The sequence below is a fragment of the Streptomyces sp. NPDC053542 genome, assembly GCF_044544685.1.
GTDB lineage: Bacteria > Actinomycetota > Actinomycetes > Streptomycetales > Streptomycetaceae > Streptomyces.
This window is the reverse complement of sequence record NZ_JBITXL010000002.1, coordinates 187,768-208,315: the sequence shown is the minus strand read 5'-3', so window position 1 is coordinate 208,315 and position 20,548 is coordinate 187,768. Positions and strand designations below refer to the sequence as shown.

Annotated in this window: 19 protein-coding genes; 13 read left to right on the top strand and 6 right to left on the bottom strand. The window is 70.9% G+C overall.

Annotation, left to right across the window (positions count from 1 at the left end):
• The first annotated feature begins 136 nt into the window (after nucleotides 1-136).
• The 3 genes from ACIGXO_RS05190 (at nucleotide 137) to ACIGXO_RS05180 (ending at nucleotide 2,501) form a co-directional block, all read left to right on the top strand.
• Complete coding sequence (locus tag ACIGXO_RS05190; RefSeq protein WP_399780496.1) at nucleotides 137-1,498, top strand: amino acid permease; 1,362 nt, start codon at nucleotides 137-139, stop codon at nucleotides 1,496-1,498.
• A 64-nt stretch (nucleotides 1,499-1,562) separates the two neighbouring features.
• Complete coding sequence (gene aroQ / locus ACIGXO_RS05185) at nucleotides 1,563-2,033, top strand: type II 3-dehydroquinate dehydratase (protein ID WP_399780493.1); 471 nt, start codon at nucleotides 1,563-1,565, stop codon at nucleotides 2,031-2,033.
• A 156-nt stretch (nucleotides 2,034-2,189) separates the two neighbouring features.
• Entirely contained in the window at nucleotides 2,190-2,501 is a 312-nt protein-coding gene (locus tag ACIGXO_RS05180; RefSeq protein WP_399780490.1) for a 4a-hydroxytetrahydrobiopterin dehydratase, read from the top strand.
• On the opposite strand, the gene ACIGXO_RS05175 is transcribed toward ACIGXO_RS05180, so the two are convergent.
• A complete protein-coding gene (locus tag ACIGXO_RS05175; RefSeq protein ID WP_399780487.1) occupies nucleotides 2,434-3,456 on the bottom strand; it encodes a YihY/virulence factor BrkB family protein in 1,023 nt (340 codons plus the stop codon). The two genes, ACIGXO_RS05180 and ACIGXO_RS05175, sit on opposite strands and share 68 nt — an antisense overlap.
• Nucleotides 3,457-3,704: 248 nt before the next feature.
• Between ACIGXO_RS05175 and ACIGXO_RS05170 the strand changes: the two genes are divergently transcribed.
• From ACIGXO_RS05170 to ACIGXO_RS05145, 6 genes are all read left to right on the top strand, one after another.
• Entirely contained in the window at nucleotides 3,705-4,250 is a 546-nt protein-coding gene (locus ACIGXO_RS05170) for an RNA polymerase sigma factor (RefSeq protein WP_399780484.1), read from the top strand.
• Nucleotides 4,241-4,852: an Asp23/Gls24 family envelope stress response protein gene (locus ACIGXO_RS05165; protein ID WP_399780481.1), complete on the top strand. Its 612-nt coding sequence runs from the start codon at nucleotides 4,241-4,243 to the stop codon at nucleotides 4,850-4,852. Before ACIGXO_RS05170 ends, ACIGXO_RS05165 begins: the two co-directional genes overlap by 10 nt.
• Nucleotides 4,849-5,271, top strand: a complete 423-nt coding sequence (locus ACIGXO_RS05160) for a hypothetical protein (protein WP_399780478.1) — start codon at nucleotides 4,849-4,851, stop codon at nucleotides 5,269-5,271. Before ACIGXO_RS05165 ends, ACIGXO_RS05160 begins: the two co-directional genes overlap by 4 nt.
• A 14-nt stretch (nucleotides 5,272-5,285) precedes the next feature.
• Entirely contained in the window at nucleotides 5,286-6,233 is a 948-nt protein-coding gene (locus tag ACIGXO_RS05155) for a class I SAM-dependent methyltransferase (protein ID WP_399780476.1), read from the top strand.
• A gap of 578 nt (nucleotides 6,234-6,811) precedes the next feature.
• On the top strand, nucleotides 6,812-7,144 hold the full coding sequence (locus tag ACIGXO_RS05150; protein ID WP_399780473.1) for a hypothetical protein: 333 nt from the start codon (nucleotides 6,812-6,814) through the stop codon (nucleotides 7,142-7,144).
• A gap of 97 nt (nucleotides 7,145-7,241) precedes the next feature.
• A complete protein-coding gene (locus ACIGXO_RS05145; RefSeq protein ID WP_399780470.1) occupies nucleotides 7,242-7,433 on the top strand; it encodes an antitoxin in 192 nt (63 codons plus the stop codon).
• A 139-nt stretch (nucleotides 7,434-7,572) separates the two neighbouring features.
• On the opposite strand, the gene ACIGXO_RS05140 is transcribed toward ACIGXO_RS05145, so the two are convergent.
• Complete coding sequence (locus ACIGXO_RS05140; RefSeq protein WP_399780467.1) at nucleotides 7,573-8,406, bottom strand: aldo/keto reductase; 834 nt, start codon at nucleotides 8,404-8,406, stop codon at nucleotides 7,573-7,575.
• A 172-nt stretch (nucleotides 8,407-8,578) separates the two neighbouring features.
• Nucleotides 8,579-10,405, bottom strand: a complete 1,827-nt coding sequence (locus tag ACIGXO_RS05135) for an AMP-dependent synthetase/ligase (RefSeq protein WP_399780465.1) — start codon at nucleotides 10,403-10,405, stop codon at nucleotides 8,579-8,581.
• A 752-nt stretch (nucleotides 10,406-11,157) separates the two neighbouring features.
• Between ACIGXO_RS05135 and ACIGXO_RS05130 the strand changes: the two genes are divergently transcribed.
• The 4 genes from ACIGXO_RS05130 to ACIGXO_RS05115 all read left to right on the top strand — a co-directional run bounded on the left by ACIGXO_RS05130 (nucleotide 11,158) and on the right by ACIGXO_RS05115 (nucleotide 16,562).
• On the top strand, nucleotides 11,158-12,645 hold the full coding sequence (locus ACIGXO_RS05130) for a xanthine dehydrogenase small subunit (RefSeq protein ID WP_399780462.1): 1,488 nt from the start codon (nucleotides 11,158-11,160) through the stop codon (nucleotides 12,643-12,645).
• Nucleotides 12,642-15,032, top strand: coding sequence for a xanthine dehydrogenase molybdopterin binding subunit (xdhB, locus tag ACIGXO_RS05125; protein ID WP_399780459.1), 2,391 nt, complete (start codon nucleotides 12,642-12,644; stop codon nucleotides 15,030-15,032). Before ACIGXO_RS05130 ends, xdhB begins: the two co-directional genes overlap by 4 nt.
• A gap of 1 nt (nucleotide 15,033) precedes the next feature.
• On the top strand, nucleotides 15,034-15,840 hold the full coding sequence (gene xdhC, locus ACIGXO_RS05120) for a xanthine dehydrogenase accessory protein XdhC (RefSeq protein WP_399780456.1): 807 nt from the start codon (nucleotides 15,034-15,036) through the stop codon (nucleotides 15,838-15,840).
• Between the two features lie 218 nt (nucleotides 15,841-16,058).
• Nucleotides 16,059-16,562 carry a nucleoside deaminase gene (locus ACIGXO_RS05115; protein ID WP_399780453.1) on the top strand — a complete coding sequence of 168 codons (504 nt, stop codon included), beginning with the start codon at nucleotides 16,059-16,061 and terminating at the stop codon, nucleotides 16,560-16,562.
• Between the two features lie 5 nt (nucleotides 16,563-16,567).
• Here the strand turns inward: ACIGXO_RS05115 and ACIGXO_RS05110 are convergent, their stop codons facing one another.
• The 3 genes from ACIGXO_RS05110 to ACIGXO_RS05100 all read right to left on the bottom strand — a co-directional run bounded on the left by ACIGXO_RS05110 (nucleotide 16,568) and on the right by ACIGXO_RS05100 (nucleotide 20,544).
• Nucleotides 16,568-17,920 carry an MFS transporter gene (locus tag ACIGXO_RS05110; protein ID WP_399780450.1) on the bottom strand — a complete coding sequence of 451 codons (1,353 nt, stop codon included), beginning with the start codon at nucleotides 17,918-17,920 and terminating at the stop codon, nucleotides 16,568-16,570.
• An 87-nt stretch (nucleotides 17,921-18,007) separates the two neighbouring features.
• Complete coding sequence (locus ACIGXO_RS05105; RefSeq protein ID WP_399780447.1) at nucleotides 18,008-20,137, bottom strand: acetate--CoA ligase family protein; 2,130 nt, start codon at nucleotides 20,135-20,137, stop codon at nucleotides 18,008-18,010.
• Nucleotides 20,134-20,544 (bottom strand): Zn-ribbon domain-containing OB-fold protein, encoded by a 411-nt coding sequence (locus tag ACIGXO_RS05100; RefSeq protein ID WP_399780445.1) that lies wholly within the window; start codon nucleotides 20,542-20,544, stop codon nucleotides 20,134-20,136. Before ACIGXO_RS05100 ends, ACIGXO_RS05105 begins: the two co-directional genes overlap by 4 nt.
• Between the last annotated feature and the right edge of the window lie 4 nt (nucleotides 20,545-20,548).

The following is a 20,548-nucleotide window of genomic DNA, read 5'->3' as shown; positions in this document are numbered from 1 at the left end:
CCGGGCGCGACGCGTGCCGGGAGCCTGACGCAGGCCCGGCGCGCACGGCGTCCGGCGACCTCGGACGCGAAGCACAAGCGCTCGGACGCGGAGCACAAGCGCTCGGACGCAGCACGAGAGAGAGCCACCACTCGCCATGCACGACCGGCACACCCGCCGCTTCGGTCTGGGGACCGCCACCGCCCTGGTGATGGGCAACATCATCGGCGGCGGGATCTTCCTGCTCCCCGCCTCGGTCGCCCCCTACGGCACCGTCAGCCTCGTCGCCTTCGGCGTCCTGACCCTCGGCGCCCTCGCGCTCGCCCTGGTCTTCGGCCGCCTCGCCCAGCGGCATCCGGACACCGGAGGCCCGTACGTCTACGCGCGCGAGGCGTTCGGCGACTTCGCCGGCTTCCTCTCCGCCTGGTCGTACTGGACCATGTCCTGGGTCAGCAACGCGGCCCTCGCCGTGGCCGCCGTCGGCTACGTCCACGTGCTCTTCCCCGGCCACGACTCCAAGGGCATCGACCTGGCCGTCGCGCTGCTCGCCCTCTGGCTCCCGGCGATCTCGAATTTCGCCGGCACCCGCTACGTCGGCGCCGTACAGCTGATCTCCACAGTTCTGAAGTTCCTGCCGCTCCTGTTCATCGCGATCGCCGGGCTCTTCTTCTTCGACCCGGACAACCTCGGCTCCTTCCACGAGGGCGGCGGCAGCTCGCTCGGCGGGCTCTCGGCCGCCGCCGCGATCCTGCTGTACAGCTACGTCGGTGTGGAGTCCGCCGCGATGAGCGCGGGCGAGGTGCGCAACCCGCAGCGCAACGTCGGCCGGGCCACCGTCCTCGGCGTCCTCGGCGCCGCGCTGGTCTACCTCCTCGGCACCCTCTCGGTCTTCGGCACCGTCCCGCACGACAAGCTGGTGAACTCCCAGGCCCCGTTCTCCGACGCGATGAACGCGATGTTCGGCGGCACCTGGGGCGGCGCGCTGATCGCGGCGGCCGCCGTGATCTCCATCCTCGGCGCGCTGAACGGCTGGACGCTGATGAGCGCCCAGTCCCCGTACGTCGCCGCCCAGGACGGCCTGTTCCCGGCCGCCTTCCTGAAGAAGCGGCGCGGCGTGCCGACCTTCGGCGTCCTGGCCTCCGCCGTCCTGGCCTCGGCGCTCACCGTGTGCAACTACGTCTCCGGCGCCGCCGGCGTCTTCGAGATCCTCGTCCTGATCACGACCTTCTCGGCCACCGTGCCCTACCTCCTCGCCGCCGGCGCGCAGGTGTACTTCCTGCTCACCGGGCGCCGCGACGAGGTGCGCCCCGGCCGCTTCGCCCGGGACATGGTCATCGCGCTGGCCGCCTTCGGCTTCACCTTCTGGCTGGTGGCGGGCGCCGGGTACGCGGCGATCTACCAGGGCGTCCTGTTCCTCTTTGCGGGCATCCTGGTGTACGCGTGGATGCGGGCCCGGCGGACGGCACGGGAGCGGGAGGCGGCGTCCGAGGCCGAGGCGGAGCTCGTACCGGCCCCGTGATAAACCTCCAGGTGGCAGCGGCTCGCGGGCCGCTGCCACCCGCCGCCCGTCAGGAGGAGATCCCATGCCCGCCCGCACCCTCGCCACCGCCCCGATCCTCGTCCTCAACGGCCCGAACCTGAACCTCCTGGGCCAGCGGCAGCCGGAGATCTACGGCTCCGACACCCTCGCCGACGTCGAGGCGCTGTGCGCCAAGGCCGCGGCCGCGCACGGGGGCACGGTCGACTGCAGGCAGTCGAACCACGAGGGGCAGCTCGTCGACTGGATCCACGAGGCGCGGCTCAGCCACGCGGGCATCGTGATCAACCCGGCCGCGTACTCCCACACCTCCGTCGCGATCCTCGACGCGCTCAACACCTGCGACGGGCTGCCGGTCCTGGAGGTGCACATCTCCAACATCCACCAGCGCGAGGAGGTCCGGCACCACTCCTACGTCTCGCACCGCGCCGACGGCGTCATCGCGGGCTGCGGCGTCCAGGGCTACGCCTTCGCGATCGACCGGGTGGCCGCGCTGGTGGCCGCGGCGCACCAGTAAGCCGCGCGGCACGCCGGTAACCCGCGCGGCACGACCCTCCGCGGATTGCGGCACGCCCGTCCGCACATTGGCGCGAAAGCGGGTTCGGCGTGCGAAGGTGGGTGGAATCTGGAATCCAGATACCCACGCGACGGCTGAGCTGAGAGGCGGGACGGCATGAACGCTCAGGTGGATCCGCTCACCGACAAGGAGATCGAGGACCGGCTGGCGGAGCTGCCCGGCTGGACGGTCGCCGACGACAAGCTGACCCGTACGTACGGCTTCGACAGCCACTTCCCGGCGGCCGCGATGGTCATCCACGTGGCCCAGATCCAGGAGGAACTGGGCCACCACTCCGACCAGACGCTGAGCTACAACAAGCTGACCATCGCGGTGAACACCCACAGCGCCGGCGGCCGCGTCACCGAACGGGACTTCGCCCTCGCGCAGCGGATCGAAGCCGTCGCAGCGGGCCACGGGGCCCGCTGACCCGCTCCACGGCCCGGCCACGCCCGGCGCGCGGCGCCGCCCGCGTCAGCTCCGCGTTGAACTGCGCGCCCGTCAGCAGGGACAGGTGGGAGAACCACAGCCAGATCAGGAAGACCACGGGCCCGGCGAGCGACCCGTACAGCCGGTTGAAGGTACCGACGTACGACGCGTACAGCGCGAAGCCCGCCGAGGAGACCAGCCACAGCAGGACCGCGAGGACGCCGCCGGGCACCCCGCGCCGCACCCCGCGCGAGGCCGGCGGCCCCGAGCGGAAGAGGACCAGTACCAGCACGGTCACCAGGCACAGCAACAGCGGCCACTTGACCACGCTCCAGGTCACCTCGGCGGCCCGGCCCAGGCCCACGGCGCGCCCCATCGCGCGCGCCAGCGGCCCGCTGGCCAGCAGGGCCACCGCGCTCAGGATGAGCGAGGCGAGCAGCACCAGCGCCGTACCGAGGATGCGCGGCGCCTTGCTCCACGGCGGCCGGTCGTCCTTGACCCGGTGCATGGCGTGCAGCGCCCGCCGGAACACCGCGAGATAGCTGCACGAGGACCACACCGCGCTGACCGTCGCGCCGCCCACCACCAGCCAGGCCGCGGTCCGCTGGTGGGACATGGAGATGAGCGCGCGGTGCAGTGTGGCGCCGGACTGGGCCGGGGCGAGCGCGCTGATGTGTTCGATCAGCTGACCGGTGGCGGGCGGGTCGGCCAGCCCGATCAGCGACACCGTCACGATCATGGCAGGCAGCAGCGCCAGCACCGAGTAGTACGTCAGGCTGGCCGCCCAGTCCGTCAGATCGTCACGCCATACGGACAGCGGCGTACGGCACAGCGCGGTCCGCCACTGCCGCCAGTCCGGCAGCGAGCGCACGACATCCTGTACCGCTCCGCGCACCGGACCGGCCCGCTCCGGTGTCTGCTGTCCCGGTACCCGGCGGTCATCGCCGACCTCCATCGTGCTGGTCTTCCTTTCCGTACGGACCGTTCCGCTTACCGGCCCGCGCCCCATCCTGCCCCGTTCCGCGGGCCCTTCCGTACCGGCCCCGTGCCCCGTGGCTCCGGCGAATGATCGGAAAGCGGGAAAATCACCCTGCTTTGCGCGTGCCGTACCAGGACATCGGGGCCGGAGCGTGCCCCAATGGGTACCGGGGCAGTGATGCCTGGCACGCATGTTCCGCGGTGCTGACCGAGAGGAGCGGACGGGTGCCCGAACCCGGCGATGCCCTCCTGGCCGTGCGGGCCGGAGAAGGGGACGAGGGGGCGTTCGAGATGCTCGTACGCCGGCACGGCCCGTCGCTGCTGCGCCTGGCGACCCGGCTCCTGGGCAGCAGGACGGACGCGGAGGACGCCGTGCAGGACGCGTTCGTCAACGCCTGGCGGCGGATCCCGGAGTTCCGCGGTGACGCCTCGTTCTCGACGTGGATGTACCGCATCGTCACCAACCGCTGCCTGAACATCCTGCGGGCCCGCCGCCCCACCCAGGACCTCGGCTCGGTCCCCGAACCACCCGCGCCCGAACATGCCTCGTCACCGGTCCGCGCGGCCGAGTCGCAGGCGGCGGTACGCGCGCTGAGCGACGCCATGCAGGGGCTCACCCCCGAACAGCGCGCCTGCTGGGTCCTGCGCGAACTGCAGGGGCTGCCGTACGAGGAGATCGCCGAGATCGTCGGCAGTACGCACCAGGCGGTGCGCGGCCGGGTTTTCCGGGCACGCCGCTATCTGACGGAGGCGATGAGCTCATGGCGCTAGGCGACGCGTACGAGGGCGAGGACCCGGCACTGCCCTGCGGCCGCACGCTCTCGGAGGTCTGGGAGGCGGCGGAGGAGACCCCGGACGACCCGCATACAGTCGGCTGTCCACACTGCCAGGAAGCGCTGGCGCAGCTCGGCGTGCTGGACGACTACGTGCGCGAGGCCCGGGAGGACGACGTGGACGCGGTGGCCGAGGCGGCGGCCGCCGACCGGCTCACGGCGCGGGTGATGGACCTGGTCAGGACCGACCTGCGGCCCGGCCGCACGCTGCCGCTGGGCGAGCCGGCGGACGACGCCTGGATCACCGAGGCGGCGGCCGCGAAGGCGTTCCGCGCGGCGGCCGAGGCGCTGCCGACGGTGTTCGCGGGCAGCTGCAAGGTCACCCTCGAGGCGCCCGACGGGCCCGCGACGGTGAACATGGAGGTCGCGGCGGGCCTGGAGTGGCCGCTGCCGGAACTGGCGGAGCGGATCCGCGAGCGGGTGCTCGCGGCGGCGGACGAGGCGGTCGGCATGACCGTCTCCGGAGTCGACGTCAGGGTCGTGGACCTCATCGACGCGGAACCGGACGTGGCAGCGGACGCGGGGGAGGAGCGGGCATGAGCGACACGCACCGGGCCGAGGGCCTCGGCAGTGGCAGTGGCAGTGGCAGTGGCAGTGCGGAACGCGAGCTGCGGGCGCTGCTGCAGCGCACCGCGGCCGAGGCCGCACGGGCCACGACCGGGGTCGCGTACCTCCGCCCGGGCCTCGGCGATCTCGTACGCGGCACGGTCCCGCTGCTCGCGCCCGCCGACGGACAGCGGCGCGTCACCGGCGTACGCGCGGAACCGGGCGACGCACCGGGCCTGTGGCGGCTCCGCATCCACCTCGCGGTGCGCCGCGGCCACCGGGCGCTGGACGTGGTACGCGCGGTCCGCACGGAGGTAACGGCGGCGGTCCAACGGGCGTTCGGCCCGGAGGGGCCGGACAAGCACGGCGTCGCGACACTCACCGTCACGGTGACAGTGACGGACCTGGCGTGACCGGAGACCGCCCCATGAACGACAAACACTCCCACTCCGACCCTCACTCCAACTCCCACCCTCATCCCAACTCCCACCCTCACTCCCACTCCACGGACGTGGACTGGGAAGAACTGGCCCCAGTCCTGGAGCGCGAAGCCGAACTCGCCACGCCGATGTACGAACAGGCCGCCGACTGGCTGCGCACGCTGCTCGGCGGGGCCGAGGAACGGGCCGCGGGCGAGGCATCCGTACGCCGCGTCTGGGACGTCGGCTCCGGCCCCGGCGTCGTCACCTGCCTGCTGGCGCGGGCCTTCCCGCACGCGGAGGTGGTGGCGGTGGACCCGGCCCCGGCGCTGCTGGCCCGCGCCCGGGACCGCGCCGCGCGACTCGGCCTCGCCGACCGGTTCAGTACCCACGAAGCCGAGCTGCCCGACGACGATCTCGAAGCGCTCGGCACGGCCGACCTCATCTGGACCAGCAAGGTGCTGCACCACGTCGGCGACCAGCGGGCCGCGGTGGCCCTGCTGGCCGGGCGGCTGCGCCCCGGCGGTGTACTGGCGGTGGCCGAGGGCGGCCTGCCCGACCGCGTACTGCCGCGCGACATCGGCATCGGCCGCCCCGGCCTTCAGGCCAGGCTGGACGCGGCCCAGGAGGAGTGGTTCGCACAGATGCGGGCGGACCTCCCGGGTTACCGGGAAACCATCGAGGACTGGCCCGCACTACTGACGGCCGCGGGCCTGGCCGACACCAGCAGCCGCACCTTCCTCCTCGACCTGCCGGCCCCGCTGGACGGCACCGCCCGCGACCACATCACAGCCCGCCTGTCCCGCGCCGCCGAGCAATACGGCGACCTCCTGAACACAACGGACCGGGCGACTCTCACCCGCCTCACCGACCCAGCCGACGAAACATCCATCGCCCACCGCCCGGACGCCTTCCTCCTCACGGCCCGAACGGTGCACGCGGGACGCGTGGAGTGACGCCCGAGTGACCAGCTGAACATCCCTGACGTCGCGTCAGTCGCCGTACCCCTCCGCGCAGTCGACAGCGATAACCGTCAGGCGCGAGTCCCCCGGTTCCCTCAATCCCCCCGGTTTCCCCGATTCCTCCGGCAACTCTGCCTCGTCGGGACAGGGCGACGGCGACTCACCGCCCGGAGTGCCCGGAGTGCCCGGAGTGGGCGTGGAGCCCAGGGGAAACCATCCGAACTCAGGCTCCGGCGTCGACGTGCCACCCCCGCCATTGAGCCACAACGTCACCCCGCCCCCGCCCAAAACCAACACACCCCACACCGCAACCAGCCACCACTTCCCCCGCCGCGACACCGTTCCTCCTACTCCGTCGACCGCCACTCGTCGACCGTCCGCAGTCGACTCCTGCCGATCGTAGGCCAGTTCAGCGGAACCCCCCTCTTCATCGCGGATCGCTTATCAATCCGATGGGAAAACGTATCGGCGGGCGCTGGAGGTCGGGTTCGTTGGGCTTGCACACTCGAGAAGCGCAATGAAATGTCATGTCCACATAGGTGGAACCCAGAATCGGCAATCGGGGGTTGAACATGGGTAAGCGCACGCGCACCGCATTGATGGCCGGCGTTCTCGCCGTGGGGTCCGCGGTCACCGGGATCGCGGCCGCCGCACCGGCGAACGCCGCGCCGCCCTTCATCTGCCAGACGGCCGTCACACACGGTGGCGAGACCGGCGAAGGTACCTGCCGGAATGACGGGACCGAGACGGGCCAGTTCAGAGTGCACGTCGTGTGCGGCCTCGCGGTCGACCAGTACTCCAGCTGGGTCCTCCTGGCCCCGGGCCAGACGGCCACCACCAACGCCAGTTGCCCCTTCAACCTTCCGGGCCAGGGCGTCGGCCGGATCACCATCGAGTTCGCATAGGGGCAGGGATGCCCCCTGCGCTGCCGCGTCGGGTTTGCGGTGTGGGGGAAATGCGGAGACCCTGGGGACGTCAGGCACCCCATATAGGGAGGCAACCATGTCCATGCTTGACAAGCTGAAGAGCCTGATGAAAGGCCACCCGGACCAGACCCGGCAAGGCGTGGAGAAGGCCGGCGACGCCTTCGACGCGCGGACGGGCAACAAGTACCAGAGCCAGGTGGACAAGGCTCAGGACAGGCTGAACGATCAGACCGGCACCGGCAGGCAGCAGCGGCCCGAGGACCGGTAATCCTCAACCCTGCCCTCCAGCACCGAAAGCCCTGACCCCCAGCAACGAGATGGCGCCGCCGCTCACGCTAGGTGAGCGGCGGCGCCATGCGGGCTGAACCGGGTGAACCGGTCGAACCGGTTGCTCAGAACCGGCTGATTCAGGCCACGTCGAACGTGGCCGGGTCCGGGCCCAGGCGCTTGTCGGCGTTGAGGCCGGCGATCGTCTCGAGGTCCTCGGCGGTCAGCTCGAAGCCGAAGACGTCGAAGTTCTCCTTGATCCGGGACGGCGTCGCGGACTTGGGGATGACGATGTTGCCGAGCTGGAGGTGCCAGCGCAGCACGATCTGGGCCGGGGTCTTGCCGTGCTTCTCGGCGAGCTTGCCGATCGTGGCGTTCTCCAGGAGGCCCTTGCCCTGGCCGAGCGGCGACCACGCCTCGGTGGCGATGTCGTGCTCGGCGTGGAAGGCGCGGGTCTCGGCCTGCTGCAGCTCGGGGTGGAGCTCGATCTGGTTGACCGCGGGGACGACCGAGGTCTCGTTCAGCAGCCGCTGGAGGTGCGGCGGCTGGAAGTTGGAGACGCCGATGGCCTTGGCGCGGCCGTCCGCCTGGATCTTCTCGAACGCCTTGTAGGTGTCGACGTAGGTGTCACGGGCCGGCAGCGGCCAGTGGATCAGGTACAGGTCGACGTAGTCCAGGCCCAGCTTGGCGAGCGAAGCGTCGAACGCGCGCAGGGTCGAGTCATAACCCTGCTCGGTGTTCCACAGCTTCGTCGTCACGAACAGCTCGTCACGGGCGATGCCGGAAGCGGCGAGGGCCTTCCCCGTGCCCTCCTCGTTGCCGTAGATCGCGGCGGTGTCGATGCTGCGGTACCCGGCCTCCAGGGCGTGGCCGACAGCGGTGAACGCCTCGTCGTCCGGGATCTGCCAGACACCGAAGCCGAGCTGCGGCATCGTGACGCCGTTGTTGAGGGTGATGTGGGGAACCTTGCTCACGAGCGAATCGGTCCTTTGATCGACGTACAGGTACTACGAGACTCAACGATCATGCGACGGCACACATTCCCGCGCACGTCGGCGGACTGAGATGGGTTACGAGCGACTACCGCGCCGTCCCACCCGTACAACCGTTCGAGAGCTGCCGAGTTACCGCTCGTGCAGCGCCGCGTCAGCGCTCGTACAGCGCCGCCACCTCGGCCTCGTACGCTGTCTCGATCGCCTTCCGCTTCAGCTTCAGTGACGGCGTCAGCAGGCCGTGCTCCTCGCTGAACTGGCTGGCCAGGATGCGGAACGTACGGATCGACTCGGCCTGCGAGACGAGCGTGTTCGCGGCGACCACGGCCCGCCGGATCTCGGTCTCCAGGTCCGGGTCGCGCACCAGGTCGGTCGCCGGCAGGGACGGTTTGCCGCGCATCTGCAGCCAGTGCGTCACGGCCTCCGCGTCCAGCGTGACCAGGGCCGCGACGTACGGCCGGTCGTTGCCGATCACTATGCACTGGGCGACCAGCGGGTGCGCCCGCACCCGCTCCTCCAGCGGTACCGGCGAGATCGTCTTGCCGCCGGAGGTCACCAGGATCTCCTTCTTGCGGCCGATGATCGTGAGGTAACCGTCCTCGTCCAGCTGCCCGAGGTCGCCGGTGGCCAGCCAGCCGTCGTGCAGTACGGCGTCGGTGGCCTTGGGGTCGTTGAGGTAGCCCTGGAAGACCTGGCCGCCGTGCACCCACACCTCGTTGTCGTCCGCGATGTGCACGGTCGTGCCGGGGATCGGCAGTCCGACCGTGCCGAAGCGGGTCTGCTCGGGCGGGTTGGCGGTGGCCGCGGCGGTGGACTCCGTCAGGCCGTACCCCTCGTAGATCGTGACGCCCGCGCCCTCCCAGAAGAGGCCGAGCCGGCGCTCCATGGCCGAGCCGCCCGACATCGCGTGCCGGACCCGGCCGCCCATCGCCGCCCGGACCTTGCTGTAGACGAGCTTGTCGAACAGCTGGTGCTGCATGCGCAGGCCCGCGCCGGGGCCGGAGCCGGTACCGAACGCCTTGTGCTCCAGCGCCTCGGCGTACCGCCGCGCCACGTCGACGGCCTTGTCGAAGGGGCCGAGCTTGCCCTCCGCCTCGGCCTTCCGCCGCGCCGCCGCGAACACCTTCTCGAAGATGTAGGGCACCGCGAGGATGAAGCTCGGCTTGAAGGACTGCAGGTCGGGGAGGAGCGCGGTGGCCGAGAGGTTCGGCTGGTGGCCGAGCTTCACCCGGCCGCGGATCGCCGCGACCTGCACCATCCGCCCGAAGACGTGCGCCAGTGGCAGGAAGAGCAGGGTGGACGCCTCGTCGCCGGGCTTGGAGTGGAAGACCTTCTCGTACCGCGCGACGACGTTGTCGGCCTCGGCCATGAAGTTGGCGTGGCTGATCACGCAGCCCTTGGGGCGTCCGGTGGTGCCGGAGGTGTAGATGACGGTCGCGGGCGCGTCGGGGGTGACCGCCATCCGGTGCCGGTGCACGACGTCGTCCTCGATGTGCCGCCCGGCCTCGACCAGCTCGGCCACCGGGTCCTCGTCCAGCTGCCACAGCAGGCGCAGATGCGGCAGCCGGCCGATGACCGACCCGATGGTCATGGCGTGGTCCTCGTGCTCGACCAGACAGGAGGAGACGGCCGAGTCGTGCAGCATCCAGAAGACCTGCTCGGCGGAGGAGGTCGGGTACAGCGGTACCGGCTGCGCGCCCACGGACCACAGGGCGAAATCGAACAGCGTCCATTCGTACCGCGTCCGCGACATGATGCCGACGCGGTCGCCGAAGCGCACGCCCTGGGCCAGCAGCCCCTTGGCGAGCGCCATGACCTCGTCGCGGAACTGCGCGGCGCTGACGTCCTCCCAGCGTCCCGCGTCGTCCTTACGGCAGAGTGCGACCTGGTCGGGGCCGGACTCGGCATTCTCGAAGACGGCGTCCGCCAGACCGCCGACCCGGGGCGCCGTCGCCAGTGGGGGGACGGAGTACTCGCGCAATGACCCGCTCCTCGTGGTGCTCCATGCAGCGCCGCGACCGTACCCCAAGAGAGCGGCCGAACGGCAGCGACTGCCAAACGTCCGAACCGTTGCCATAGGCCCTGGTCATCCGGCGAAAACGGGCTACTCTCGGAGAACCCCGGACATGAACCCGCGAGTAACATGCCGAACGATCACGCCGCGGGGACCGTTTCTGCACCAAATCTTTCCGATCGGAATCAGCCACGGCAACCCTCGGCGTGGCCGACTTCCCTCTTGAGCCCCGACCCGGCACCGGTTGAGCCCCGGCTCGGCCCCGGCTCGGCGACCCTCTCGCCACCGGCCCCGCCCCGCCGGCCCGGTAAAACCGTCATCGGGTCTTGACCGGGGGATCTGGCGCAACGTAGCTTCGAACACACCGACTCGTGAGCTGTTGGAAGGAGGCGCAGTCGGATGTCTGCCATCTTCGATCTGCATCGCCTCGCTCACCGGACCGCTTGGGTCCCGGGTCGTGTTGCACACGGCTGCTGAGCAGCCCTTTTCCCGGCGTGCCCGTTAGTGGCCCCGGCACTTTCCGTCTGTCACTGCCTGCGGCACGTCGTTGCGTGCTGATGCGCGCTGCGCACTCCCGGACCGCACCGGCTTCCGCTGCGGGTCTCGGACTGCTCCCATGCGTGCCGCGGGTTCTTGAGCTGTGCCATCAAAAAAGAGAAAGCTCCTGAAATGGCGACTAGGACAATCATGTCGACCGCGCACCGAAATGAGGATCTGCCATGGTAGCGGCGCGGATCACGGTCAACGGTAAGGAAACACCGCTCTCACCGGCCGCGCCCCACACCACGGTGCTGGATTTTCTGCGCGAGCGTGGCCTCACCGGCACCAAGGAGGGCTGCGCCGAGGGTGAGTGCGGCGCCTGTTCGGTCCTGGTGGCCCGTCCCGGGGTCAACAAGCCCACCGACTGGGTGGCGGTCAACGCCTGCCTCGTCCCGGCCGCGGCGCTCGACGGCCAGGAGGTCATCACCTCCGAAGGTCTCGCCACCGCCGGCGAGCCCGGCACGCCGCCCACGCTGCACCCGGTGCAGGAGGAGATGGCCGTCTGCGGCGGCTCCCAATGCGGTTACTGCACACCGGGGTTCATCTGCAGCATGGCTGCGGAGTACTACCGGCCCGACCGTTGTGCGCACGCGCAGACGGATGCGGACGCAGACGCGGACTCGGTCGATGGCGGTGACTCCGAGCACGGGCCGAACGGTTTTGACCTGCACTCGCTGAGTGGGAACCTGTGCCGTTGTACCGGTTACCGGCCGATTCGCGATGCCGCGTTCGCCGTCGGGCAGCCCACCGAGGACGACCCGCTGGCGCAGCGTCGCGAGCAGTCCCCGCCCGAGCCGGTTGCCACCGAATACACCCAGGACGGCAGCACCTTCCTGCGGCCGGGCACCCTCGCCGAAGCGCTGCGAGTGCTGCGCGAGCGGCCCGAGGCCGTGGTGGTCGCCGGAAGCACCGACTACGGCGTCGAGGTGAACATCCGCTCCCGGCGCGACAGTTGCGTGGTCGCCATCGACCGGCTGCCCGAACTGCGGGAGCTGCGCGTCGAGTCCGATCACATCGAGATCGGTGCGGCGGTGACGCTCACCGAGATCGAGCGCCGTCTTGACGGCAGCGTGCCGCTGCTGGCCGAACTGTTCCCGCAGTTCGCCTCCCGGCTCATCCGCAACGGTGCGACCCTCGGTGGCAACCTGGGGACCGGCTCCCCGATCGGTGACAGCCCGCCGGTGCTGCTCGCGCTGGAGGCGTCGTTGGTGCTCGCCGACGCCGACGGTGAGCGAGAGGTCCCGCTGGCGGAGTACTTCACCGGCTACCGGCAGAGCGTGCGCCGCCCGGGCGAGCTGATCCGCGCGGTACGCATCCCGCTGCCGCTGTCGCCGGTCACGGCCTTCCACAAGATCGCCAAGCGGCGCTTCGACGACATCTCCAGCGTGGCGGTCGCCTTCGCGCTCGACATCGAGGACGGGATCGTCCGCAAGGCACGCATCGGCCTGGGCGGCGTGGCCGCCACCCCGATCCGCGCCCTGGCCGCCGAGGCGGCCCTGGAGGGCAAGCCGTGGGTGACGGAGACCGTCGAGGCCGCGGCCCGGGAGCTGCGGGCCCAGGGCACGCCGATGAACGATCACCGCGCCAGTGCCGAGTACCGCTCCGCGATGCTCGGCCAGAGCCTGCTCAAGTTGTACGCGCAAACCAACGAGGCGGTGTCGTCATGAGTCATCTGTCCGAGCGCCCCGAGAAGCCCGTTGTCGGCGTTTCGATGCCACACGAGAGCGCCGGCCTGCACGTCACCGGTACCGCGCTCTACACCGACGACCTGGTCCACCGCACCAAGGACGTACTGCACGCCTACCCGGTCCAGGTCATGAAGGCGCACGGCCGGATCACCGCGCTGCGCACCGAGCCCGCGCTCGCCGTGCCCGGTGTGGTCCGCGTCCTGACCGGCGCCGACGTGCCCGGCGTCAACGACGCCGGCATGAAGCACGACGAGCCGCTCTTCCCCGACGAGGTCATGTTCCACGGCCACGCGGTCGCCTGGGTGCTCGGCGAGACCCTGGAGGCGGCCCGGCTCGGTGCGGCGGCCGTGGAGGTGGAGCTCGACGAGCTGCCGTCCCTCATCACGCTGCAGGACGCGATCGCGGCCGAGAGCTACCACGGCGCCAAGCCGCTGATGACGACCGGCGACATCGACGCCGGCTTCGCCGAGTCCGCGCACGTCTTCACCGGCGAATTCACCTTCGCGGGTCAGGAGCACTTCTACCTCGAGACGCACGCGGCGCTGGCCCAGATCGACGAGAACGGGCAGGTGTTCATCCAGAGCAGCACCCAGCACCCGTCGGAGACCCAGGAAATCGTCTCGCACGTGCTCGGTGTGCCGAGCCACGAGGTGACGGTGCAGTGCCTGCGGATGGGCGGCGGCTTCGGCGGCAAGGAGATGCAGCCGCACGGCTTCGCGGCCGTCGCCGCGCTCGGCGCGAAGCTCACCGGCCGCCCGGTCCGGTTCCGGCTCAACCGGACCCAGGACCTGACCATGTCCGGCAAGCGGCACGGCTTCAACGCCACCTGGAAGATCGGCTTCGACGCCGAGGGCCGCATCCAGGCCCTCGACGCCACCCTGACCGCCGACGGCGGCTGGAGCCTGGACCTGTCCGAGCCGGTGCTGGCCCGCGCGCTGTGCCACATCGACAACACGTACTGGATTCCCAACGCGCGCGTCGCCGGCCGCATCGCCAAGACCAACACGGTCTCCAACACCGCCTTCCGCGGCTTCGGCGGACCCCAGGGCATGCTGGTGATCGAGGACATCCTCGGCCGGGTCGCGCCGAAGCTCGGCCTGGACCCGATGGAGCTGCGCAAGCGCAACTTCTACCAGCCTGGCCAGGGCCAGGAGACCCCGTACGGCCAGCCGGTCAACCACCCCGAGCGGATCGCCGTCACCTGGCAGCAGGTGGAGGAGAACGGCGGCATCGCCGACCGCAAGCGCGAGATCGCCGCCTTCAACGCCGCGCACCCGAACACCAAGCGGGCGCTGGCGATCACGGGCATCAAGTTCGGCATCTCCTTCAACCTCACCGCCTTCAACCAGGGCGGCGCGCTGGTGCTGATCTACAAGGACGGCTCCGTCCTGATCAACCACGGCGGTACGGAGATGGGCCAGGGCCTGCACACCAAGATGCTGCAGGTGGCCGCGACCACGTTGGGTATCCCGCTGCACAAGGTGCGGCTGGCCCCCACGCGTACCGACAAGGTGCCCAACACCTCTGCCACCGCGGCCAGTTCCGGCGCGGACCTCAATGGCGGGGCGATCAAGAACGCCTGTGAGCAGCTGCGCGAGCGGCTGCTGCAGGTGGCGGGCAGCCAGCTGGGGGCGAACGCCTCCGACGTGCGCATCGTCGAGGGCGTCGCGCGCGCCCTGGGCAGCGACAAGGAGCTGGCCTGGGACGACCTGGTGCGCACCGCGTACTTCCAGCGCGTCCAGCTGTCGGCGGCCGGCTACTACCGGACCGAGGGGCTGCACTGGGACGCCAAGTCCTTCCGCGGCTCGCCGTTCAAGTACTTCGCGTACGGCGCCGCCGCGACCGAGGTCGAGGTGGACGGCTTCACGGGTGCGTACCGCATCCGCCGCGTCGACATCGTGCACGACGTCGGCGACAGCCTGTCCCCGATGATCGACATCGGTCAGGTCGAGGGCGGTTTCGTGCAGGGCGCGGGCTGGCTGACGCTGGAGGACCTGCGCTGGGACACCAGTGACGGGCCGAACCGCGGCCGGCTGCTGACCCAGGCCGCGAGCACGTACAAGCTGCCGAGCTTCTCGGAGATGCCCGAGGAGTTCCACGTCACGCTGCTGGAGAACGCCACCGAAGAGGGCGCGGTGTACGGCTCCAAGGCGGTCGGTGAGCCCCCGCTGATGCTGGCGTTCTCGGTGCGGGAGGCGCTGCGGCAGGCCGCCGCGGCGTTCGGACCGGCCGGAGTCAGCGTGGAGCTCGCCTCGCCCGCCACGCCGGAGGCCGTGTACTGGGCCATCGAGGCGGCTCGCAGTGCTCGTACCAACGAAGGCGGCGAGCCGGCCGCCGACGCGGCAAGCGCATTGAGCAATGCCTGACATGACGTGGGTTGCCGCGGTCGCGCGGTTGCGGGCTCGCCGGGAGACCGGCGTGCTCGTGACCGTCGCGACCGTGCGCGGTCATGCGCCCCGCAAGGCCGGTGCCAAGCTCGTGGTGGGGCGGACCGAGACCTGGGGGTCCATCGGCGGCGGCAACATCGAGGCCGTCGCGATCGACCGGGCCCGCGAGCTGATCGGTTCGTCCGGGGCGGAGCCGGAGCTGATGGATTTCGCCCTCAACGACAAGGTCAGCAACCAGCACGGCGTGCAGTGCTGCGGCGGCACCGTCTCCGTACTGCTGGAGCCGCTGCCGGTGGTCCCGGCGGTCGCGGTCTTCGGCGTCGGACACGTCGGCTTCGAACTGGCCCGCATCCTGGCCCGGCACGAAATCGACCTGCACCTGATCGACTCGCGTCCCGACATGCTCACCGACGAGCGGCTGGCGCCGCTCTCGGACGCGGTGGCGGAGGTGCATGTGCACCACACCCCGCTGCTGCCGGAGGAGGTGCTGGAGGAGCTGGCACCCGGCACCCACATCCTGATCATGACGCACGATCACGCCGAGGACGCCGCACTGTGCGACGCCGCCTTGCGCACCACCGGTCTCGGCTCGATCGGGCTGATCGGCTCGGCCGCCAAATGGGCGCGGTTCCGCAAGCGCCTGGCCACCGAGGGCGGCCACGACGATGCCGCCATCGACCGGATCAAGACCCCGATCGGGCTGCCCGACATCACCGGCAAGGAACCCGCCACGATCGCGGTGAGCGTCGCGGCGGACCTGCTCCGGACCTTCGAAGAGGAGCGCTGAAGCGGGGCCCAGTGGCGTTTCCGCACGTCGTGGGCCCCGGCCGGTTCTTGTGGGAAGCTACGAAGATCGCATTTCGGCCGCCTCGCACTTTCATGCCTTCCATGCCTGGCTGGTTCTGTCCGCCGGCTGTGTACTTGGCGTCAAGTCGCGAGGCGGTACGGGCGTGAACGCCCGGCTCCCCACACCCCCTCCTCATCTCTCCGCGAAGGAGTACCACCATGACCGCTCACGCCCAGGAAGCCGGCATCCAGGACCTCGAGAACACCTGGATGCAGCAGGCGATCCTGCTGGCCACCACCAGCGTGTCCAACGGCGGCGGCCCGTTCGGCGCCCTGGTCGCCAAGGGCGGCGAGGTCATCGCCACCGGCAACAACCAGGTCACCGCGACCCTGGACCCCGTGGCGCACGCCGAGGTCACCGCTCTGCGTGCCGCCTGCAAGGAGCTGAACACCTTCTCCCTCGAAGGCTGCACCCTGGTCACCTCGTGCGAGCCGTGCCCGATGTGTCTGTCCTCCTCGCTGTGGGCGCGCGTCGACCGCATTGTGTATGCAGCCGACCGGCACGACGCCGCGGTGGCCGGTTTCGACGACCGCAAGTTCTACGACCTGTTCGAGAAGAAGCCGTCCTCGTCGTGGCCCATGGAGGTCCAGCGGCTGGACCTGCCCAACCGCACGGCGCCGTTCGACGCGTGGCTGGCCAAGGCCGACCGCATCGCGTACTGACGAGGTCAGTCCGTGGCGCCGGGGCGGGCCGGCGCGGCGGGAGGTTCGGTGGTCGCGGTGTGCAGGGGGTGGGGCGCCGTCTTCGGGCGGCGCCACGGTCCGCGGAAGAGCAGGGACGCGGGTACGAAGAGGGCCATGCAGCACACCGCGACGAACAGCCAGGCCCGCCAGCCGGACGCCTCGACCACGTGGGGGACCACCAGCAGCACCAGGACGGCCATGACCTTGGTCAGGAAGCTGAACACTCCCCAGGCGGTGCCCTGCAGCCGTGGGTCGATGTCCTCGGCGTTCTCCGAGAAGTTCGCCATCCACGGCCCGTAGGCGCAGCCCATGGCGCCGCCGATGAGCGCGCCGGTGACGGCGATGTGCCAATGCGGGACGTCCTCACGCCCGATGAGGCTCGCGAGGTATCCGGCGAGGACCGCGGCTGCCGCGGTGCCGGCCACGCACAGTGGCTTGCGCAGCTGCAGCCGGTCCGAGACGCGGCCGGCGACGATGAGCGTGAGGATGTTCAGTACCCAGAACGCCGACATGACCTGGGAGGCTCTCGCGGCCTCCAGGTGGAAGCTCTCCGCGAGCATCGTCTGCCCGTAGAGGGTGAGCGTGATGTACAGCACGAGCCAGCAGGAGATGCCCACCACGTGTGCCCAGATGGCGCGTTGGGCGAACAGGTCGCGGGCGCGGGGCGGCGCGGAGTGGTCCGCTGCCCGGCTCACCGCGTCCCGCTCGGACCGGACGATGCGTGCCCGGAGTCCGGGCGACAGGTCCGCGATGTTGAAGGCGATCACCACGGAGAGGACGATCGAGACCACTCCCATGATGACGAACTGGGAACGCCAGGAGTCGTGGAAGAGCGGCAGTGTGAGGCTTGCGACCGTCGCGGCCAGGAAGCTCGCCCCGACCGGCCCCCAGGTCCAGAAGCCGAATGCCTGTGCACGGCCCATCCGCGGTGAGAAGTCCCGGACGAGTGGCGCGGTACCGGCCATGGCCATGCCGTCGACGACGGACAACACGGCCCGCACGGCGAGGAGTTGACCGGGGGAGTGGACCGTGGTCATCAGGAAGCAGCACACCGCGGTGGCCATCAGCAGGGGCACGATCAGCCGGACCCGGCCCACCGCGTCCGTGAGCCGCCCGCCCACCACCGAGGCGACGGCCCCGGCGACGAGTGCCGTCGCCGAGACCGCGCCGTAGGTGCTCAGCGAGATGTCCAGGTCTTCGAGGAGCAGCGGCACCACCGGGGCGATCTGCCCCTCGTAGGAAGCGATCAGGACGGCGAGTACCGCCATGGCGAGGATGCGCATCCGCCGGCCGCTGGTCGGGTACTCGTCGAGTTCGCGCACGTGGAAGAGGTTCATTGCTCTGCCCGCCCTTTCCGTGAAGGGGCCTCCGAGAACGCCTCGGTGGGTGACGAGGGTGTGCCGGGTGCGGGGTACGCGGCCGGTTCAGGCCCAGGTGACCAGCGCGTCCAGCGCCTCCACCCGTGAACCGCGGATCCACAGGGGGTTGACCTCGAGCGACTCCAGGCGGGGGCCCATCGACCTGGCGAGCTCGCCGATCCGTACCACCACCTCGGCGACGGCGTCGAGGTCGGCGGGTTCGGTGCCGCGCGCGCCCTCGAGCAGTCGTGCTCCGCGCAGCTCGCCCAGGGCGCTCCGGACGTCCGCCGGCGTGACGGGCAGCAGGCGCAGCGCCGAGTCCGCGAGGACCTCGACCCAGATGCCGCCGAGTCCGACGGCGAGGGTGAGGCCCCAGGTCGGGTCGCGGACGATGCCGACGAGGAGTTCCGTCCCGCCCGTCCGCTGCGGCTGGACGAGGACGGCCGGGGCGGCCTCATAACCACTGCGCCGGAGGGCCTCGCGCACGTCCCGGAAGGCGTTGCGTACGGCATCGGGCCCGGCGAGGCCCAGCCGGACGCCGCCGATGTCGCTCTTGTGCTGCAGGCCGTCGGCCGCCGCCTTGAGGACGACGGGGTAGCCCAGGCGCTCGGCGGCGGCGACCGCTTCGTGCTCGTCGGCGGCGAGAGCGGACGGGACGACGGCTATCCCGTGATCGGCGAGGAGCTGCGCGGCCCGGTGCTCCGTCCATGCCTCCCCGGGCTGCCCGGGAGTGACGTCCGCCGGTGCGGGCGCGGGCGGCTCCGCGCGGAGCACGTCGGGCAGCGACCGGGACCAGCGCACAGCCGCGCCCAGCGCCTTCATGGCGTGGTCGATCCCGCCGGCGAGGTACGGGAAGCCGGTCTCCGCCTGCAGCCGGCGGCCGGTCTCGGTGACGTCGGTGAGTACATTGCCGCTGACCACGACCGGCTTGTCGGTATTCCGTATACGGTCGGCGAAAGCCCCGAAGTACGCGCGGGCCGCCTCGGGGTCGGCCGGTGGAACGCGGGGCAGGTCGGCGAGCGCGAGCACCGCGTCGATGCCGGGATCGGCGGCGACGGTTTCCAGCGCGCGGGCGAGGAGGGTGCGGTCGACCAGTACGTACCCGGTCACATCGAGCGGATTCTGTACCGTGGCGAAGTCCGGCACGGCCTCCTTGAGCCGGGCCGTGGTCTCGGGCGCGAACGGCGGGATCTCCAGCCCCTCCTGCTCGGCGCGGTCGGCGATGATCTCGCAGGCACCGCCGGAGGGGGTGACCACGCCGAGCCGTCCGCCCGGCAGCGGGCCGGTGTGCGCCAGCAGCCCGGCGGTGAGGATCAGCTCCTCCAGTGAGTGGACGCGGAGGACGCCGAGCCGCCGGAACGCAGCGTCGACGACGCGGTCGTCGCCGACGAGCGCACCGGTGTGCGCCTGAGCCGTACGGGAGGCGAGGCGGCTGGCGCCGATCTTCAGCACGACGATCGGCTTGCCCGCCCCGGCCGCGCGGCGGGCGACCCGGGCGAACTCGTCGGGGCGGCGCACCGTTTCGAGGAAGAGGGCGATGACCTCGGTCGCCGGATCGTCGACCAGGTGGTCGACGACGTCCGTGACGCTGAGCGACATCTCGTTGCCCATCGACGTGAGCAGGCTCAGGCCGACGTTGCGGGCGTGCATGAAGGTGAGCACGGCGCTGGCGAGCGCCCCGCTCTGCAGCACCACGCCGACCGGCCCGGCCGGCGGCGGCTGGGTGATGGCGAGGCCGTACGGGGTGATGCCGGCGGCCGCGTTGACGTAACCGTTCCCGTTCGGCCCCAGCACATTGAGGCCGTTCTCCCAGACGAAGGCGTGCAGGTCCTCCTCGCGCCTGCGTCCTTCGGCGCCGGTCTCGCCGAACCCGGCGGTGAGCACGACGTAGTTGCGGATGCCGAGCTCGGCGCCCTCGCGCAGCACATCGAGCACGGCCGGTGTCGGCACCATGACGTACGCCAGGTCGACCGGCTCGCCGATGGCGCTCAGGCTCTTGTGCGCCGGGCGGCCGTGCACCTCGGGTGCGCGGGGATTGACGAGGTGGACGGGGCCGGTGAAGCCCTGGCCGAGCAGGTTCTGGTAAGTGCTCAGCGACCAGCCGGACTTGTCGGTCGCCCCGACGAGCGCGATCGACCGCGGGGCGAACAGGCCCCGCAGCGAGGTGGCTCTGCCGGGCCGCACGCCGGCCGTCATGCCCCGACCTCCGCGTAAAAACAGGGAAGTTGGGGCGCATCGGGCGCGTCGTCGAGCCGCGTCACCCGCAGGCGTACGCGGTCGCCGATCGCCACCGGTGTCTCGCCCACGATCCTGGACATCATCCGGACTCCCTCGTCGAGGTCGATCAGAGCGATGGTGAACGGGGTCCGCTCCGCGAAGGCCCCGAAGGCGCGGTGGACGACGGTCTTGGAGTACACCGTCCCGGTGCCGGCCGCGAGCAGGGGCTCCAGCCCCTCGCCGAAGCAGTGCGGGCAGACGATCCGCGCGGGAAAGACGGCACGCGCGCAGTCGCGGCAGCGTTGCAGGCGCAGCTCGCCCACCGCGACACCGTCCCAGAACGGCTTGGATTCCGCGTCGATGACAAGGGGCGGCAGATCCGGCATGCTC

Excerpts from the sequence above, each read along its gene's own strand:
- ACIGXO_RS05190 (WP_399780496.1), top strand. The coding sequence starts at position 137 with ATGCACGACCGGCACACCCGCCGCTTCGGTCTGGGGACCGCCACCGCC.
- aroQ (WP_399780493.1), top strand. The coding sequence starts at position 1,563 with ATGCCCGCCCGCACCCTCGCCACCGCCCCGATCCTCGTCCTCAACGGC.
- ACIGXO_RS05180 (WP_399780490.1), top strand. The coding sequence starts at position 2,190 with ATGAACGCTCAGGTGGATCCGCTCACCGACAAGGAGATCGAGGACCGG.
- ACIGXO_RS05175 (WP_399780487.1), bottom strand. The coding sequence starts at position 3,456 with ATGGAGGTCGGCGATGACCGCCGGGTACCGGGACAGCAGACACCGGAG.
- ACIGXO_RS05165 (WP_399780481.1), top strand. The coding sequence starts at position 4,241 with ATGGCGCTAGGCGACGCGTACGAGGGCGAGGACCCGGCACTGCCCTGC.
- ACIGXO_RS05160 (WP_399780478.1), top strand. The coding sequence starts at position 4,849 with ATGAGCGACACGCACCGGGCCGAGGGCCTCGGCAGTGGCAGTGGCAGT.
- ACIGXO_RS05155 (WP_399780476.1), top strand. The coding sequence starts at position 5,286 with ATGAACGACAAACACTCCCACTCCGACCCTCACTCCAACTCCCACCCT.
- ACIGXO_RS05150 (WP_399780473.1), top strand. The coding sequence starts at position 6,812 with ATGGGTAAGCGCACGCGCACCGCATTGATGGCCGGCGTTCTCGCCGTG.
- ACIGXO_RS05145 (WP_399780470.1), top strand. The coding sequence starts at position 7,242 with ATGTCCATGCTTGACAAGCTGAAGAGCCTGATGAAAGGCCACCCGGAC.
- ACIGXO_RS05130 (WP_399780462.1), top strand. The coding sequence starts at position 11,158 with ATGGTAGCGGCGCGGATCACGGTCAACGGTAAGGAAACACCGCTCTCA.
- xdhB (WP_399780459.1), top strand. The coding sequence starts at position 12,642 with ATGAGTCATCTGTCCGAGCGCCCCGAGAAGCCCGTTGTCGGCGTTTCG.
- xdhC (WP_399780456.1), top strand. The coding sequence starts at position 15,034 with ATGACGTGGGTTGCCGCGGTCGCGCGGTTGCGGGCTCGCCGGGAGACC.
- ACIGXO_RS05115 (WP_399780453.1), top strand. The coding sequence starts at position 16,059 with ATGACCGCTCACGCCCAGGAAGCCGGCATCCAGGACCTCGAGAACACC.
- ACIGXO_RS05110 (WP_399780450.1), bottom strand. The coding sequence starts at position 17,920 with ATGAACCTCTTCCACGTGCGCGAACTCGACGAGTACCCGACCAGCGGC.
- ACIGXO_RS05105 (WP_399780447.1), bottom strand. The coding sequence starts at position 20,137 with ATGACGGCCGGCGTGCGGCCCGGCAGAGCCACCTCGCTGCGGGGCCTG.
- ACIGXO_RS05100 (WP_399780445.1), bottom strand. The coding sequence starts at position 20,544 with ATGCCGGATCTGCCGCCCCTTGTCATCGACGCGGAATCCAAGCCGTTC.